The organism is Enorma sp. (assembly GCF_982429025.1).
In genome coordinates this window covers 1-14,096 of record NZ_CEWCAA010000022.1, presented here as the reverse complement: position 1 = coordinate 14,096, position 14,096 = coordinate 1, and the positions used below count along the sequence as shown (strand labels likewise).

The following is a 14,096-nucleotide window of genomic DNA, read 5'->3' as shown; positions in this document are numbered from 1 at the left end:
GCTCCCAAGTGATTGGAGGTAGACGCATGCTTTTCGAGAGCATACTCTGCGCAGTATTGTACGTGTTCTTCAAATGCTTCGATTATCAGCTCGGCACGCTCTACGCGTTCCGTCCCATCGTGGTGTGCCCCGTCGTGGGTGCCTTCCTCGGTGACCTCAACACTGGCCTCGTCATGGGTGCCAGCATCGAGGCGCTCTTCATGGGCTCCGTCTCCATCGGTGCCTACATTCCGCCGGATGCCACCTCGGCCGGTCTGCTCTGCACCGCCTACGCCATCCTGCTCGGTCTCGACACCGAGGCGGCCGTCGGCCTTGCCATGCCCATCGGTACGCTCGTTCTCGGCGTGGCCAACCTCGGCCAGCTGGTGAGCAACTGGCTTACGAGCTTCATCCCCGGTATCGCGCTCAAGGGCGAGGGCTCGAAGCTCATGGCGCTCCACTGGCTGATCGGCCTCTGGCTTGCTCCCGTGTGGTTCGCCCTCATCTTCTGCGCCGTGTACTTCGGCTCCGGCGCTATCGACTGGCTTGTGAACGCCGTGCCTGCGTTCGTGCTCAGCGGCTTCGCAGCCGCGGCGAACATCCTGCCGGTCATGGGCTTCGCGATGCTTCTGCGCCTCATCTACCGCAAGGAACTCCTGCCCTACCTGTTCCTGGGCTTCCTGCTCACCTCGTACATGGGCGTCTCGACGCTCGGCGTGGCGCTTATCGCCGTCATCATCGCCGTCCTGACGCTCGGCTTTTTGGAAAAGAACCAGACCACGGCACAGATTGAGGGGGCTGACGACGATGACTTCTAATGAGACGGCGCAGGGCGCCTACAAGACCGGCGAATACGCCATCACCAAGCAAGACCTCACGAAGGCTGCCCTTTCCATCGGCGCGCTCGGCATGGAGTTCTCCTGGACCTATGCGAACCAGATGGGCCTCGCTTTCGGCATGATGGTCAAGAAGATGCTCAAAAAGATCTATCATGACGATCCGAGCGGCTACGCGGCCGCACTCGAGCGCCATACCGCGTTCTTCAACATCACGGTCTGCCTCGCTCCGTTCGTCGGCGGCATCGCGATGTCCATGGAGGAGCGCATCGCCAAGGGCGAGATGCCTCCCGAGTCCGTAAACGATATCAAGGCCGCCCTCATGGGCCCGCTTTCGGGCATCGGCGACGCCGTCTTCCTGACCACCATCCGCGTGGTCGCCGCCGGCATCGCCATCTCGCTCGCGGCTCAGGGCAACGTGCTCGGTCCCATCATTTTCCTGCTCCTCTTCAACGTTCCGCAGTACTTCCTGCGCGTGTGGGGCATCCACAAGGGCTATGAGATTGGCGTGAGCCTGCTCGAGACTGCCGAGCAGTCCGGCATCATGGACAAGGTCATTAAAGCCGCGGGTATCATCGGTATGATGGTCGTCGGCTCCATGACCTGCGGTATGTTCTGGGCGACGCTTGCGGTTGAGTTCGGCTCCGGGGATGAGGTCACCACGCTCCAGAGTGTGCTCGATGGCATCATGCCCGGCATGCTCGGCCTCGCCTTCATGGGCCTGTACTACTTCCTCCTCAAGAAGAAGGTCTCTCCCATGATTCTCATCCTGGGCACCATGGTGCTCGGTGTCGTGGGCGTGTACTTCGGCATTCTGGCCTAAACCAACGGCCCGGTTTCGGGGCGGCGGCTTTGCTGTCGCCCCTTTTTCTCAGCCTTGAAAAACATAACGTCATAATACGATTTATTTTAGTAACGTGGGGCGTTCGGAAGGGGCGGCGGCGCGTGGCTGCGATGCAGGATGCGCACGGCAAAAGGAGTCGATAGCGTGGGCAAGCAAGCGAGCGACAGCGGTCTGGGCGCGCTGACGGCAGGTGAGAAGCGCCTCATCGCGCTTGAATCACTCCAGTGGTGCGCGGTCAACGCCGTGTATTTTCTTGGGCTCATCGGCGCGGCGACCTACGAGCTCGGTGGAAACGCCTTCCTCGTGGCAGCCATCACGCTCGTGCGCAACCTCTGCAATTCGCTGGCGAACGCGGCTTCCGGTCCTGTGATCGACCGCATAGGGCCGCGCAAGACTGCTCTCGCGACGCTCTACGCCATGCTCGCCATGAGCATTTTCATGGGAATCGTTCCACCTTCTGTTCCAACCCTTATGTTCGCCGCTGTCATGATGGGCTTGGGCGGCGGTTCCATCAACACGTGTACGCGCACCTACCCGGTGTACCTCACGCGGGGAAAGGCGGGGCTCGCACGCCTGAACGGTCTCATGGTGTTCTACAGCAACATCGCCTATGCGGCTGGACCCATCGCCGGCGGCGTTCTTGCTGGGTTCTTCCCCACGCGCGTGGTGTTCCTGTTCATGGCGGTGTGCCTGGTAGGCGCGATCCGCGTCACATGGGATTGTCGCGAGACCGTTACGCCGGAGCGCGAGGGTAGCGGTAAGCAGAAGGACGATAAGCTCGGCATGGTTTCCGGCGTGATCGAGGGCGCGCGCGTCACCATGCGCACCCACGACCTACGCCTCATTTTCGTGAGCGGCTTTTTGGGCTTCTTTGCGTTCGGTGCCTTCGATTCCCTCGAGTCGCTCTTCTATCGCGACGTGCTTGCCGTCGATGTGGTGTGGATGGGAATCCTCTCAGCGGTCTCGGGGTTCGGCATGGCGATCGGTTCATACATCTTTACCAAGATTCCCGCGCGCAAGATCGATATCCCGTTGCTGCTTGCCACGCTCATGTTCGTGGGCATCGGATCGATGATCTACGTGGGCACCAACATTCTTGTCGTCGCTATCGCAGGCCAGTTCATCAACGGGCTTGCTTGGGGATTTATGGAGCCTACCCAGGCGATTCTCGTGCAAGAGCGCACGCCCATGACTCATCTTGGGCGCGTAATGGGCTTCGTGCGGCTGGGGCTCAACAGCGCGGGCGTGATTCCGCTCGCGGTGGCGCCGTTTCTGGCCGAGGCCTTCGGTGTGCAACGGGTGCTCTTCGGTGCCTCGTGTATCATCGCACTGGTGGGCGGTTTTTCAAGCATTATGCGGAGCGGGCGTCTGCGCGTTCGGCGTACCCAGGTAAAGGAGTGATTGTTCGTGCAACAGCTTGAGGCGGTCATCTTTGACATGGATGGCGTGCTGGTAGATTCCGAGGCGGCCTACCGCCGCGTTCACGAGGCATTCTTCGAGGCGCAGGGCGTCGAGGTCTCCTCCGAGGAGTTCGACATGCTTGCTGGCTCGTCACGCAAGGTGGAGCGCCAGTTCTATGCTGCGTGGTGGGAACGCTCCCGCGGCGAGAAGATGGACGGCGAGGCGATCGAGCGGCTTGAGGATGCGTTTTGGGACAGCCATCCCATCAGCTACCGCGAGATCATGAACCCTGGCGTGCCCGAGACCCTAGAGGAGCTCAAGCACCTGGGATACCGCTTGGCGGTCGCTTCGTCCTCGCCGCTCGATCATATCGAAAAGGTGCTCGAGGAATGCGGCATCGCAGGCTTCTTCGAGGTGGTGGAAAGCGGCGACGAGCTCACGCAGAGCAAGCCGAACCCCGAGATCTATCTGCTCACGTTGGACAAACTCGGTCTTCCTGCCGAAGCGTGCTGCGCCGTCGAGGATTCCGATCCCGGCATCGAGGCCGCGCGCCGCGCCGGGCTCTACACGATTGCCAAGCGTGAGGAGCGCTTCGGGTTCACGCAGCGGGGAGCAGACGTTATGGTGAACGAGATACCGGGCGTTATTGGCGCCATTCTGGAGTACGTCCCCGCATAAGCGGATCCATTGTCCTTTCCATTCGCGAGACCCCGGTGCGCGGGAATGCGGGCAGAACTTGGCGTGTACTTTTGAACATGCTGCGACTACGCGCCAGCTCCTGTCTGGATTTCGAGGCGCCGAGCAAGGGTTGCCCAGGCATGATATGGTTCGAAAGGAGACCGTAACATGGGTATCAACTCACACATCGACTACATCGACGATCCGAACGACACGTTCGACGAATACCTTGAAAAAGCGCGCCGCTACGGCTTCCGCTGCGTCTTTGCCGATCCCGAGACCTACGAACATGCCTGCGAGATGCTCGCGGGCACAGATGTCATCGTCGCGGGCGCCATCGACTTTCCCAAGGGCGCGCTCACGCTCGAGGAGGAGCTGCCGGAATTCGAGCGCTATGCGCAGGCCGGGTTTACGGAGATCGACTACGTGCTGAATCAGCGCGCCGTGGATGAGCGCGACTTCGATGCCATCGAGCACGAGATGCGCGGTGTGGCGGAGTTCTGCCGTGCGCACGGCATGCGCGACAAGGTCATCGTCGAGATGCCGAAGCTCGAATCCGAGGCAGACAAGCGGCGCGTTTGCGAGATCGCGCTCAAGGCGCGCCCTGCGTTCCTCAAGACCTCGTCCGGTCGCCCGTACCAGGCGACGCTCGATGACGTGCGCCTTATGGCCGAGGTGCTCGGCGACAAGGTGCAGGTGAAGGCGGCGGGCGGAATTCGTACGTATGAGCAGGCGAAAGCGTTCATCGAGGCGGGGGCGAGCGCGCTCGGCGCGACGGCGGGCATCGCGATCGTCGAGGGGGAGCGCGCCGCCGGGGCATAAGGGGTCGACGCGGCATGTGAAAGGGGACATCGTGAAGCCGTTCAATCTCATCAAGGACATCATCGAGAAGCGCGGAGCGATCGAGGAGGTGTATTGGGTCGCCTGCGGCGGCTCGCTCATCGATCTGCTGCCGGCTCATATGCTGCTCGAGCGCGAGGCGAGGCGCATCGTTTCGGGGGCCTACACGGCGCGCGAGTTCTGCATCGCCGCGCCGAAGCGCTTGGGCGAGCACAGCCTCGTGGTCGCGTGCAGCCATAGCGGCAACACGCCAGAGGTGCTCGATGCGTGCCATCTCGCTTGCGAGCGCGGTGCCGAGGTCGTCGCGCTCACCGACGGCGCGGAGTCCAAGATCGCGCAGGGTGCGTGGACGTGCTGGGTGTATCCGTGGGGAGCCGACGTCCCCGCGAGCGAGGTGCCCTCGGGTATCGCGCCGCTTCTTGCCGCCGAGCTGCTCGATCAGCAGGAGGGCTTCGCCGATCTTCCCGACCTCTACCGGGGTGTCGATACGATGGATGAGGTGCTGCCCGCGGCGCGCGAGAAGGTGAACGCGGAGCTGGGGGAGCGCTTCGCGGCGCTTTGCCAGGATCATCCATTCCTCTACATCCTGGGTTCCGGCCCCAATTTCTGCCAGACTTACGGCTTCGCAATCTGCTCGCTCATGGAGATGCAGTGGCAGAGCTGCAGCTATATCCATTCGGGCGAGTACTTCCACGGGCCTTTCGAGGTTACGGAACCCGGTGTGTTCTATTTTTTACAGATGGGATCGAGCGAGTACCGCGCCATGGATGAGCGCGCGCTCGCGTTCCTGAGCGACCATACCGACACGCTCATGGTGCTTGACGCCCTCGAGTACGGTATGGACAAGGTGCCGGCGAGCGTACGCGCCTATCTCGACCCCGTGCTCTTCTATGCTATGAACGTCGAGCTGCGCGCCGCGCGCGGAAAGGTGTTCGACCATGATCCGGATTTTCGCCGCTACATGGGAGTCGTTTCGTACTAGGGAGGGCAGCCATGGGATTCGACGTCTCGATCCTGGGCTTTGGAGATAACGTCGTCGACCGCTACGAGCACCTGGGCGTTATGTATCCCGGCGGCAACGCCGTGAACGTAGCGGTGTACGCGCGGCGTCTCGGGGCGGCGCGCTCCGCGTACATGGGCATCTTCGGCACAGACGATGCGGCCGAGCACGTGATCGGGAGCCTTGTCGATGAGGGCGTGGAGCTCGTGCGCTGCCGGCAGGAAGTTGGCGAGAACGGCGCGTCGAGCGTGACGGTGGAGGCGGGCGAGCGTGTGTTTCTTGGTTCGAACCAAGGCGGGATCCGCGGGAGGTCGCGTTATGTGCTCGATCGCTTTGCCCTCGAATACGTGCGAGGTTTCGATGTGCTGCATACCGGCAGCTATTGCTTCACAGAGCGCGAGCTGCCGTTGGTGCGCGCGGCAGGCGTGCCGGTGAGCTTCGACTTCTCGGAGGACTCCGTCGATTCGTATGTGGAGGACGTGGCGCCGTTCGCGGACTTCGCCTTCTACTCCGCAGAAGACGAGGCAGGCGACGAGGTGGTGGGTGAGCGCCTTCGCTGGCTCTGCAGTCTGGGACCTGGCATCGCTGTGGTGACACGGGGCGAACGTGGATCGGTCGCGTTCGATGGCGACCGCTTCTTCGAGCAGCCCATCAAGCCTGCCGCGACGGTGCGCGACACGATGGGTGCCGGCGATTCGTTCATCGCGTCGTTTCTGCTAGGATATCTCGATGCTTGCAAGCGGGGAGAGGCACGCGACGAGGCCATTGCCCGCGCGCTCGACGGGGCTGCCGCCTTTGCCGCCGAGGTATGTGGTATCGAGGGCGCGTGGGGTCATCCCAAGCGCTTCGCATAGCGCGCGGCACCGTCTCGTTTCTTGCTCGCTTGGAAAACCTGGCAGGAAATGAGGCGCTCATCGAGAAAGCGGTCGAGTCGCGTGCCAAGTCCTGCCCGGATTTCAGGGGGCGGCACTCGAGGCGATCGCTCTTCTTCGCGACAACAGATTCGGAACGGAAAGGAAAGGCTCCCATGTCCATCAAGGCCATCGCGCTCGATATCGACGGTACGCTTACCAACGACGAGAAGCGCATCACGCCGCGCACAAAGGAGGCGCTGCTTGCCGCTGCGCGGGCGGGCATCACGCTCATCCTGGCTTCGGGGCGCCCTGCACACGGCCTGCGCGCACTTGCTCATGAGCTCGAGCTCGATCGCTACCACGGGATGCTCGTGGCCTACAACGGATCGCAGGTACGCGACGCGACCTCGGGCGAGCTCCTGTTCAATCAGGCGATTCCTGTGGAGGAGGCGCGCGCGGTGCTCGAGCACCTGCGGGGCTTCGACGTCATCCCCATGCTCGTCGATGCTGATCGCCTCTATATCGAGGATGCCTATCGCTGCACCATCTACCACAAGGGCGCGCCGAAGAACATCGTCAAATACGAGCGCGATGCCTGCGGGCTGCGCATCCACGAGGTGCATTCGCTTCTCGACTGGTGCATCACGCCGCAGAACAAGATTCTCACGGCGGGCACGGATACGTACCTGTCCGAGCATCACGAGGCGATGGCCGCCCCGTTCGTCGATAAGCTGAGCTGCATGTTCACCGCTGATTTCTACTTCGAGTTCACGGCTCAGGGCATCGATAAGGCGCGTGCCCTCTCCGTGGCGCTGCCCGAGCGCGGCATCGACCCCTCCGAGCTCGTGGCGTTCGGTGACGGCCAGAACGATATTCCCATGCTGCGGCTTGCGGGCGTGGGCGTTGCGATGGCGAATGCAACCGACGAGGTGAAGAGCGCGGCGGATATGGTCACGCTTTCGAACAACGAGGACGGCATCGCTGCCGCCCTCGAGGATCTGCTGCGCTGAGGGGCTGGTCGAAGCGGCGCGCGAGGCGTCTCTTGGCTGTGCGCGGCTTCAGCTCGCGAAGTCGAGCAGGCGCGTGCTGCGGTCGGCGATCTGGGCGCCGAGCGTTGCGGCATTGACCCTGCGAATTTGCGCGAGCTGCTCGAGGGTCGAGGCGAGCGAGCGCTCGATGGCGTCCAGCCGGTAGGGATTTCCCAGCTGGGGCGGTGCGTCCGTTTCGAGCAGCAGGCGATCGCCGGGCAGGATGCGCGCGTACTCGCGGCCGCGCTTTGTGGCGAGCATGTGCTCGTTTATTGAGAAGAGGCAGCCCAGGCGAACCGCGCGCCAAAGCTCGTCGCTGGTGCCACTGAACCAGTGCAGGATGCGGGTGGCGCTCCGAGCGGCACCCGTACGCTCGAGGATGTCGAGCGCGCGGCTCGCGGACCTGATGGCATGAATGGATATGACGCGCCCGGGAAGCGGGTGTTCGCAGACCGTGCGCATGGTGCGCTCAAAGGCGGCCGCCTGCGCCTCGATGCTCTCCGCTCCGCGCTTGCCGGCATCGAGCCCCACTTCGCCTATGTAGCGCGCCCGCGCCGCCAGCTCCTCCAGCAGCCCAACGTCGGCGTCGCCGCAGGTGCCGTCTGCGAGCCACCAGGGATGGAGGCCTGCCCCCACGCGGACGTTCGCGCAGGTGGAGAAGCGCTCGCGCGCATCGATGGCGTCGACGGGGGTGACGGTCGTGCAGAAAAACCCGATGTCCTCCGCATGGGCCGCGCGGGCGATTTCGACTCCGTTGGTCATGAGGTCGAGATGGCAGTGCATGTCGACGAAGCGCATCATGCTCCGCCGCCCATGTTTTCACGTCCGCAGCCCGCCGCGCCCGCCCTGAGGGTATCCTCCACGCCTGCGATTCGGCGCAGGACAAAGCCGGCGAGCATCTGCCCCATGATGGGTGGCAGGTAGGAGGTCGTACCGAGAGGCGGTCGGCCGCTGTTGCGCTCGGCGCGTGCCGGGAGCTCGGGCGAAGCGATAGGTGCTTCGGGGGAGTACAGCACGTCGAGGTGACGGATGCCGCGCTTGCGGCAGCCCTTGCGGATGACGCGCGCGAGGGCATCGCCGCTTGTCTCGTAGATGTCTGCGAAGCGGAGCCGCTCGGGGTAGAGTTTCATTGCGCCTCCCATGCTGCTCACGATGGGGATTTCCGCACGTTCGGCATAAGTGGCAAGCTCGAGCTTCGTTGAGATGGTATCGATGGCGTCGATGAGGTAATCGATGTGCCCGCCCGCCTCCGTGCGCACGTCCTCGATGAGCGCGGCGACGTCGCCGGGCAGTACGAAGGACCCGCGCGTGATGACGCGGATGTCCGGATTGATGCGCTGGATGAGCAGGCGCGCCGCGTCGACTTTGCGCATGCCGATCGTTTCCGACCAAGCGAGCGCCTGCCGGTTAATGTTGCTCGGCGCGACCTCGTCGCCGTCGACGACGATGATCGTTCCTACGGCGCCGCGCGCGAGCGCCTCGATGCAGTTCGAGCCCACGCCGCCCGCGCCCACGACCATGACGGTCGCGGCCCGCTGACGCGCGAGTCCCGCGGTGCCCCAAAGGGCTTCGAGCCGAGATGTAGCCGTTTCTTCGTTCATGCGTACATTGTAGCAGGGCGCGCCCGCCGCCTGTTGCGCTGCGCGGCTACGGCCCGCCGTCCTGCGTGGCGCGGCCCGTCGTCCTGCTCGGCCGCAGCTCACCGTCCTGCTTGGCCGCGGCTCGCTGATGGTTTCGGAATGGAGAGAGCCCTTAGCCATTCCCGCGGCGATGCAGGTTTGAGACGATACCGAAGATACACCGATAAGATGCTTTGGATAGCAGGGAGTTTTTATATGGCAGAGTTCATCTACCAGATGTACCAGGCGCGCAAAGCGCATGGCGACAAGGTCATTCTCGACGACGTGACCTTGTCGTTTTACCCCGGCGCCAAGATCGGTGTCGTGGGCCCCAACGGCATGGGCAAGTCGACCCTGCTCAAGATCATGGCAGGCAAGGAGGAGGTTTCCAACGGAGATGCCCGCCTCACGCCCGGCTACACGGTGGGGCTCCTGGAGCAGGAGCCGCCGCTCGACGACGATAAGACCGTCATCGAGAATGTGCGCATGGCCTTCGGCGACCTGCTCGCCAAGGTGGACCGCTTCAACAAGATCGGCGAGGAGATGGCCGAGCCCGATGCGGACTTCGACGCCCTCATGGCCGAGATGGGCAAGCTCCAGGACGAGATCGACGCGGCCGACGGCTGGGACATCGATTCTAAGCTCGGTCAGGCGATGGATGCCCTCCAGCTGCCCGATTCCGACATGCCGGTGAAGGTGCTCTCCGGCGGCGAGCGCCGTCGCGTGGCCCTCTGCAAGCTCCTGCTCGAGGCGCCCGACCTGCTGCTCTTGGACGAGCCCACGAACCATCTGGACGCCGAGTCCGTGCTCTGGCTCGAGCATTTCCTCAAGAACTACCAGGGCGCCGTGCTCGCCGTCACGCACGACCGCTACTTCCTCGATAACGTGGCCGAGTGGATCTGCGAGGTCGACCGCGGGCACCTCTATCCCTATAGGGGCAACTACTCCACCTATCTCGAGACCAAGGCGGCGCGCATCGCCGCGCAGGGCCAGCGCGACGCTAAGCTTGCTAAGCGCATGGCGTCTGAGCTCGAGTGGGTGCGCTCGAGCCCCAAGGCGCGCCAGGCCAAGAACAAGGCGCGTCTTGCCCGCTATGAGGAGATGGAGGCCGAGGCCCGCGCAAGCCAGAAGCTCGACTGGACGGACATCCGCATTCCCGTGGGGCCGCGCTTGGGCGCGAAGGTGCTCGAGGTCGAGCACCTGCACAAGGAGTTCGACGGCCGCGTGCTCATCGACGACCTCTCCTTTAGCCTGCCGCGCAACGGCATCGTGGGCGTGATCGGCCCCAACGGCGTGGGCAAGTCGACGCTCTTCAAGATGATTATCGGGGAAGAGAAGCCCACGTCTGGTGCGATCGAGCTGGGCGAGACCGTCAAGATCTCGTATGTTGACCAGGGGCGTGCGGGCATCGATGCAGACAAGACGCTCTGGGAAGTCGTTTCGGGCGGCACCGACAAGATGATCGTCGGCGAGACCGAGGTGCCGAGCCGCGCGTACGTGGCGAGCTTTGGCTTCAAGGGCCAGGACCAGCAGAAGCGCGCCGGCGTGCTTTCCGGCGGCGAGCGCAACCGCCTGAACCTGGCGCTCACCTTGAAGCAGGGCGGTAACCTGCTGCTGCTCGACGAGCCCACGAACGACCTCGACGTGGAAACGCTCTCGTCACTCGAGGCGGCGCTGCTCGAATTCCCCGGCTGCTCCGTGGTCATTAGCCACGACCGCATGTTCCTTGACCGTGTGGCCACACATATCCTGGCATGGGAGGGTTCGGACGAGAACCCGGGCAACTGGTATTGGTTCGAGGGGAACTTCGCCGCGTACCAGGAAAACCGTGTGGCGCGCCTGGGCGAGGACGCCGCCAAGCCGCATCGCATCCATCGCAAGCTCACCCGCGATTAACAGGCGGGGTCCGGACAGCAGGCCCGTTGTCGGGCGAGATCCGGACAGTGAGCTCGTTTTCGGGCGACATTTGGACAAAATGGGTGACCTCAATGTCCGAATGTCGCCCGACATTCATTTGAGCATCCAAAAAGCGCCCGGCAACGAGCGGGTGGGCACTCGATGGTGCTCGCGGCAACGTGTCGTGCGCGCGGCAACGCATCGCGCACGTAGCAACGCGTTGTGCGATTGGCAACACGCCGCGCCGGCGGGCCGATTACCTATCGATCTCGACAGCGTCGATAGCCCACGCGAGGTTGCTCACCGCGCGCTTCTTCAGGCGTACCGTCGCCGCATGGCGCTCACCATCGTGTAGGTAGTAAAGGGGGAACGATGCCCCGCCGCGGCTCAGGTCGGCGGTGCCGCGCAGGCAGGCGATGTAGAAGTACTCGCCGGCAATGCCGAGCGTATCGGCTCCATAGGGCAGCAGGGCGGCGAGTTCGGCCATGATCGAAGCGGGGCAGTACACCTCTGCGGCGAAGTCTTGAGGATACATGCTGAGGTCGACGGGGCGTGGCCCGGCGGTCGCGGCATTGGAATCCGCCGCTTTAGCCTCGGGCTCGTCGGCTGCGGCCTCGCTTGCTCCCGGCTTGCCGCCTGACGGGGCCTCCGCCGCGGTCTCGGCGGTTGACGCGTCGTTTGTGACCGGAGTCGATTCCAGCGTGGTCACGCCGGCATCGGCGCGGTCCGGGTCGAAGGTGACCGTGAGCGAGAAGGCCGGTTCGGGGGCGCGCACCGTTGCCTCGGGCGCCTCGCCGCCTGTGGCTCCCGTGGTCTCTTGCACAGCGTTGTTCGTTGTCTCGGCGCGCTCTTGCTGAACGTCGCTTGCGGGTTCAGGTGACCCTATCCTCGCATCGCCTGCCGTGGCAGATGGGTTCTCTTCGGAATCGGTCGCCGCCCCAGACGGTTCCAGCCCATCGCCTTTCGCGGACATCGACGGCCCTCGTTGCTCGGCACCATCGGTTTCGCTTGCCGCGCGCGTGGTAGGCTCTTCGGCGTCATGCGCGGTTGCTTCGCCTGAAGCATCTGCAGCGGCTTCGCGGGTTGCGGGCACATCGGCTTCGGCGCTCCCCTCTGGGGCCACGAGGGCTTCTGGAGCGCGCGCGGGGGCTTCCTGCGAGGTTGCGGGAGTTTCCGACAAAGCCATAGGGGTTTCCTGCTCGGCGCTCGCGGATTCGGCGGTTTCCACATTGGCGGGCTCATCGGCCGTCTCGCGCGGAACGATGCGCGGCCGAACCGGCTTGAGGCCGCGTGCGCCCTTCTTGCGCTTCCAGGGCTTTCCCGCGGATTTGCCACCGGCGGGTTTGGGGGAGTCGTCGGCGGATTCGAGCGCTTCATCCCATTCCGGCTGGGCAACGAGTGTTGCGTAGACGCGGCCTCCCTTGAAGACGGTGAGCGTCACCATATCGCCCAGCGCCTCCATGAGGGCGCGCGCGTCGGCAAACCCCATGTCCTCGGCGGCGATCCCGTCGGCGGCGAGCGCGTCTTCGATTTGCGTGATAAACGTTTGCCGTCCGGTTCCGATGGCGGCCTTCAGCATGCGATACAGGTACATGCGATTGCCTTGGCTAAGCTGCGGTTGTTGCTGCGATGACATAGGCGCCTCTTTCGTAGTATGTTCCCCTAGCATCTTAGCATCGGCGCTCGCCTTGGACACTCGGGCTCGCCGGGCACCTCTCGCCTCGGACGTTCAGGCTCGCGGCGCCTATCGAGACGCGGCGGCGCCGGTCGTCGTCCCCGCCGCGGGCGTCTGTCCCGTGGCTCCGCTGCTCGTGCCGCCTCCGGTGCCGCCCGACGTGCCGGATTGCGAACCGCCGGTGCCGCCCGACGTGCTGTCGCCGCTTCCGGAGCTATCCGTACCGTCTTCCGGTGTTGCGTCCGATCCGCTTCCTTGCGTTCCGTCTCCGGAGCCGCCGGTGGCAGGGTCGCTCGTGCTCGGAGTCGATGGCGAATCGGCCGAGGTGCCGTCGCTTGCCGTGCCCGGATTGGATTCTGATCCCGTTGCAGCCTGTGACGCTTCATCAGAAGAAGTGCCGTTCTCCGAGGTGTCTACGGTGGCATCGGCGGAGGTGTCAAGCTCTTCGGTTGCAGGGGTGAAGATGGGCGTGGTTCTCGTGCCCAGGCCCTCGCCAGCGGTGAGGACGAGTATCACCGCGGTGCAGGCGACGAGCGCCACTACGGCCGAGATGATCGAGAACGCGACAACCTTGCGCTGGGTAGCCGAGCGCTCAGCCACGGCGCGTGCTTGGAGCCGCTTCGGTGCAATTCTCGTTCCCGAGCCCGCGCTCGCTGCGGCACCGTTCCGCGCGCCCTGTGAGGCGTAGGCGCTTGGAGTGCCTCCGGCTTCCCGCGCGTAGCCGCTCGCGCTTCCATACGATGTCCAGGTGGTGGCCTGCCCGCTGGAGATATCGATCGGGTCGGGCGCTATCGGTTGGGTGACGCCTTGGTCGCCCGCATGGTATGAGGAGCCCGACCGCTTTCCCCGCGCCGAGTGCCGGTCGTCGCCGATTGCGGGTGCGACGACGTTCTTTTTGAGCTTCTCGGCGCTTGCCGTGAGAAAGCGACGGTATAGCTGAGATGAGACCACCGTCACGACGGAGCTTACTGCGGCGCCGATTACCGAGCCAGCGATGCCGATCCTCGATGCGAGCACCACCGAGGTGGCGGCTGCGGCTGCTCCCGCGATGATTTGGGCAATCGAGAGGTCGTCGAACAGACGCTCCTTATGCTTGGAAAACGATTGCGTGTTGCCGATAGATGCCTCGGTTGCGGCCTGGTCGTCGCTCTCGCGCCTGACCACGCGCGTCCGCTGCCGATCGGTGAACTCCTCATATGCATCGGGTGCCATGGTGCCTCCCGTTTGAATGTCTATAGAGCGCGATGCCGCCCCTCGGCCCGCGCGTGTTCGTTATACATCTCTCCTACCCGGCGTGCACGGCATTGTCCGTTCCATGTGGAAGTCAACAGAAAGACAGCGAACAGATGAAGGGGTTGTGAAGGGGTGGGTAGGTGCATGTTGCGAGCATGCATGTTCAGGCGGTGCGCGCGGGGGGCGTCGGCGCACGGGGGAGCAGTGCGCGCG

Annotated in this window: 13 protein-coding genes; 9 read left to right on the top strand and 4 right to left on the bottom strand. The window is 64.1% G+C overall.

Annotation, left to right across the window (positions count from 1 at the left end; all coding sequences use genetic code 11):
• The first annotated feature begins 26 nt into the window (after positions 1–26).
• The 8 genes from AC1VS5_RS05275 to AC1VS5_RS05240 all read left to right on the top strand — a co-directional run bounded on the left by AC1VS5_RS05275 (position 27) and on the right by AC1VS5_RS05240 (position 7,442).
• On the top strand, positions 27–797 hold the full coding sequence (locus AC1VS5_RS05275) for a PTS mannose/fructose/sorbose/N-acetylgalactosamine transporter subunit IIC (protein WP_481217931.1): 771 nt from the start codon (positions 27–29) through the stop codon (positions 795–797).
• Entirely contained in the window at positions 787–1,638 is an 852-nt protein-coding gene (locus tag AC1VS5_RS05270; RefSeq protein ID WP_019128066.1) for a PTS system mannose/fructose/sorbose family transporter subunit IID, read from the top strand. The genes AC1VS5_RS05275 and AC1VS5_RS05270 overlap by 11 nt, the downstream gene beginning before the upstream one ends.
• Positions 1,639–1,803: 165 nt before the next feature.
• Positions 1,804–3,060 carry an MFS transporter gene (locus AC1VS5_RS05265; protein ID WP_287747911.1) on the top strand — a complete coding sequence of 419 codons (1,257 nt, stop codon included), beginning with the start codon at positions 1,804–1,806 and terminating at the stop codon, positions 3,058–3,060.
• A gap of 6 nt (positions 3,061–3,066) precedes the next feature.
• On the top strand, positions 3,067–3,738 hold the full coding sequence (locus AC1VS5_RS05260; RefSeq protein ID WP_276868807.1) for an HAD family hydrolase: 672 nt from the start codon (positions 3,067–3,069) through the stop codon (positions 3,736–3,738).
• Between the two features lie 168 nt (positions 3,739–3,906).
• A complete protein-coding gene (gene deoC, locus AC1VS5_RS05255) occupies positions 3,907–4,560 on the top strand; it encodes a deoxyribose-phosphate aldolase (protein ID WP_481217930.1) in 654 nt (217 codons plus the stop codon).
• Positions 4,561–4,591: 31 nt separating this feature from the next.
• Positions 4,592–5,560 (top strand): SIS domain-containing protein, encoded by a 969-nt coding sequence (locus AC1VS5_RS05250; RefSeq protein WP_481217929.1) that lies wholly within the window; start codon positions 4,592–4,594, stop codon positions 5,558–5,560.
• 11 nt (positions 5,561–5,571) lie between these two features.
• Complete coding sequence (locus tag AC1VS5_RS05245; RefSeq protein ID WP_481217928.1) at positions 5,572–6,432, top strand: PfkB family carbohydrate kinase; 861 nt, start codon at positions 5,572–5,574, stop codon at positions 6,430–6,432.
• Positions 6,433–6,605: 173 nt separating this feature from the next.
• Positions 6,606–7,442: a Cof-type HAD-IIB family hydrolase gene (locus AC1VS5_RS05240; RefSeq protein WP_022349164.1), complete on the top strand. Its 837-nt coding sequence runs from the start codon at positions 6,606–6,608 to the stop codon at positions 7,440–7,442.
• A 48-nt stretch (positions 7,443–7,490) separates the two neighbouring features.
• On the opposite strand, the gene AC1VS5_RS05235 is transcribed toward AC1VS5_RS05240, so the two are convergent.
• Positions 7,491–8,261: a TatD family hydrolase gene (locus AC1VS5_RS05235; RefSeq protein ID WP_481217927.1), complete on the bottom strand. Its 771-nt coding sequence runs from the start codon at positions 8,259–8,261 to the stop codon at positions 7,491–7,493.
• Positions 8,258–9,061: a tRNA threonylcarbamoyladenosine dehydratase gene (locus tag AC1VS5_RS05230; RefSeq protein WP_481217926.1), complete on the bottom strand. Its 804-nt coding sequence runs from the start codon at positions 9,059–9,061 to the stop codon at positions 8,258–8,260. Before AC1VS5_RS05230 ends, AC1VS5_RS05235 begins: the two co-directional genes overlap by 4 nt.
• 234 nt (positions 9,062–9,295) lie before the next feature.
• Between AC1VS5_RS05230 and ettA the strand changes: the two genes are divergently transcribed.
• Positions 9,296–10,975 carry an energy-dependent translational throttle protein EttA gene (gene ettA, locus AC1VS5_RS05225; protein WP_481217925.1) on the top strand — a complete coding sequence of 560 codons (1,680 nt, stop codon included), beginning with the start codon at positions 9,296–9,298 and terminating at the stop codon, positions 10,973–10,975.
• A 256-nt stretch (positions 10,976–11,231) separates the two neighbouring features.
• Here ettA and AC1VS5_RS05220 read toward each other — a convergent pair whose 3' ends face one another.
• Together AC1VS5_RS05220 and AC1VS5_RS05215 are read right to left on the bottom strand one after the other, a co-directional pair.
• Positions 11,232–12,611: a hypothetical protein gene (locus tag AC1VS5_RS05220; RefSeq protein WP_481217924.1), complete on the bottom strand. Its 1,380-nt coding sequence runs from the start codon at positions 12,609–12,611 to the stop codon at positions 11,232–11,234.
• A 108-nt stretch (positions 12,612–12,719) separates the two neighbouring features.
• Positions 12,720–13,862 (bottom strand): hypothetical protein, encoded by a 1,143-nt coding sequence (locus tag AC1VS5_RS05215; RefSeq protein ID WP_481217923.1) that lies wholly within the window; start codon positions 13,860–13,862, stop codon positions 12,720–12,722.
• Between the last annotated feature and the right edge of the window lie 234 nt (positions 13,863–14,096).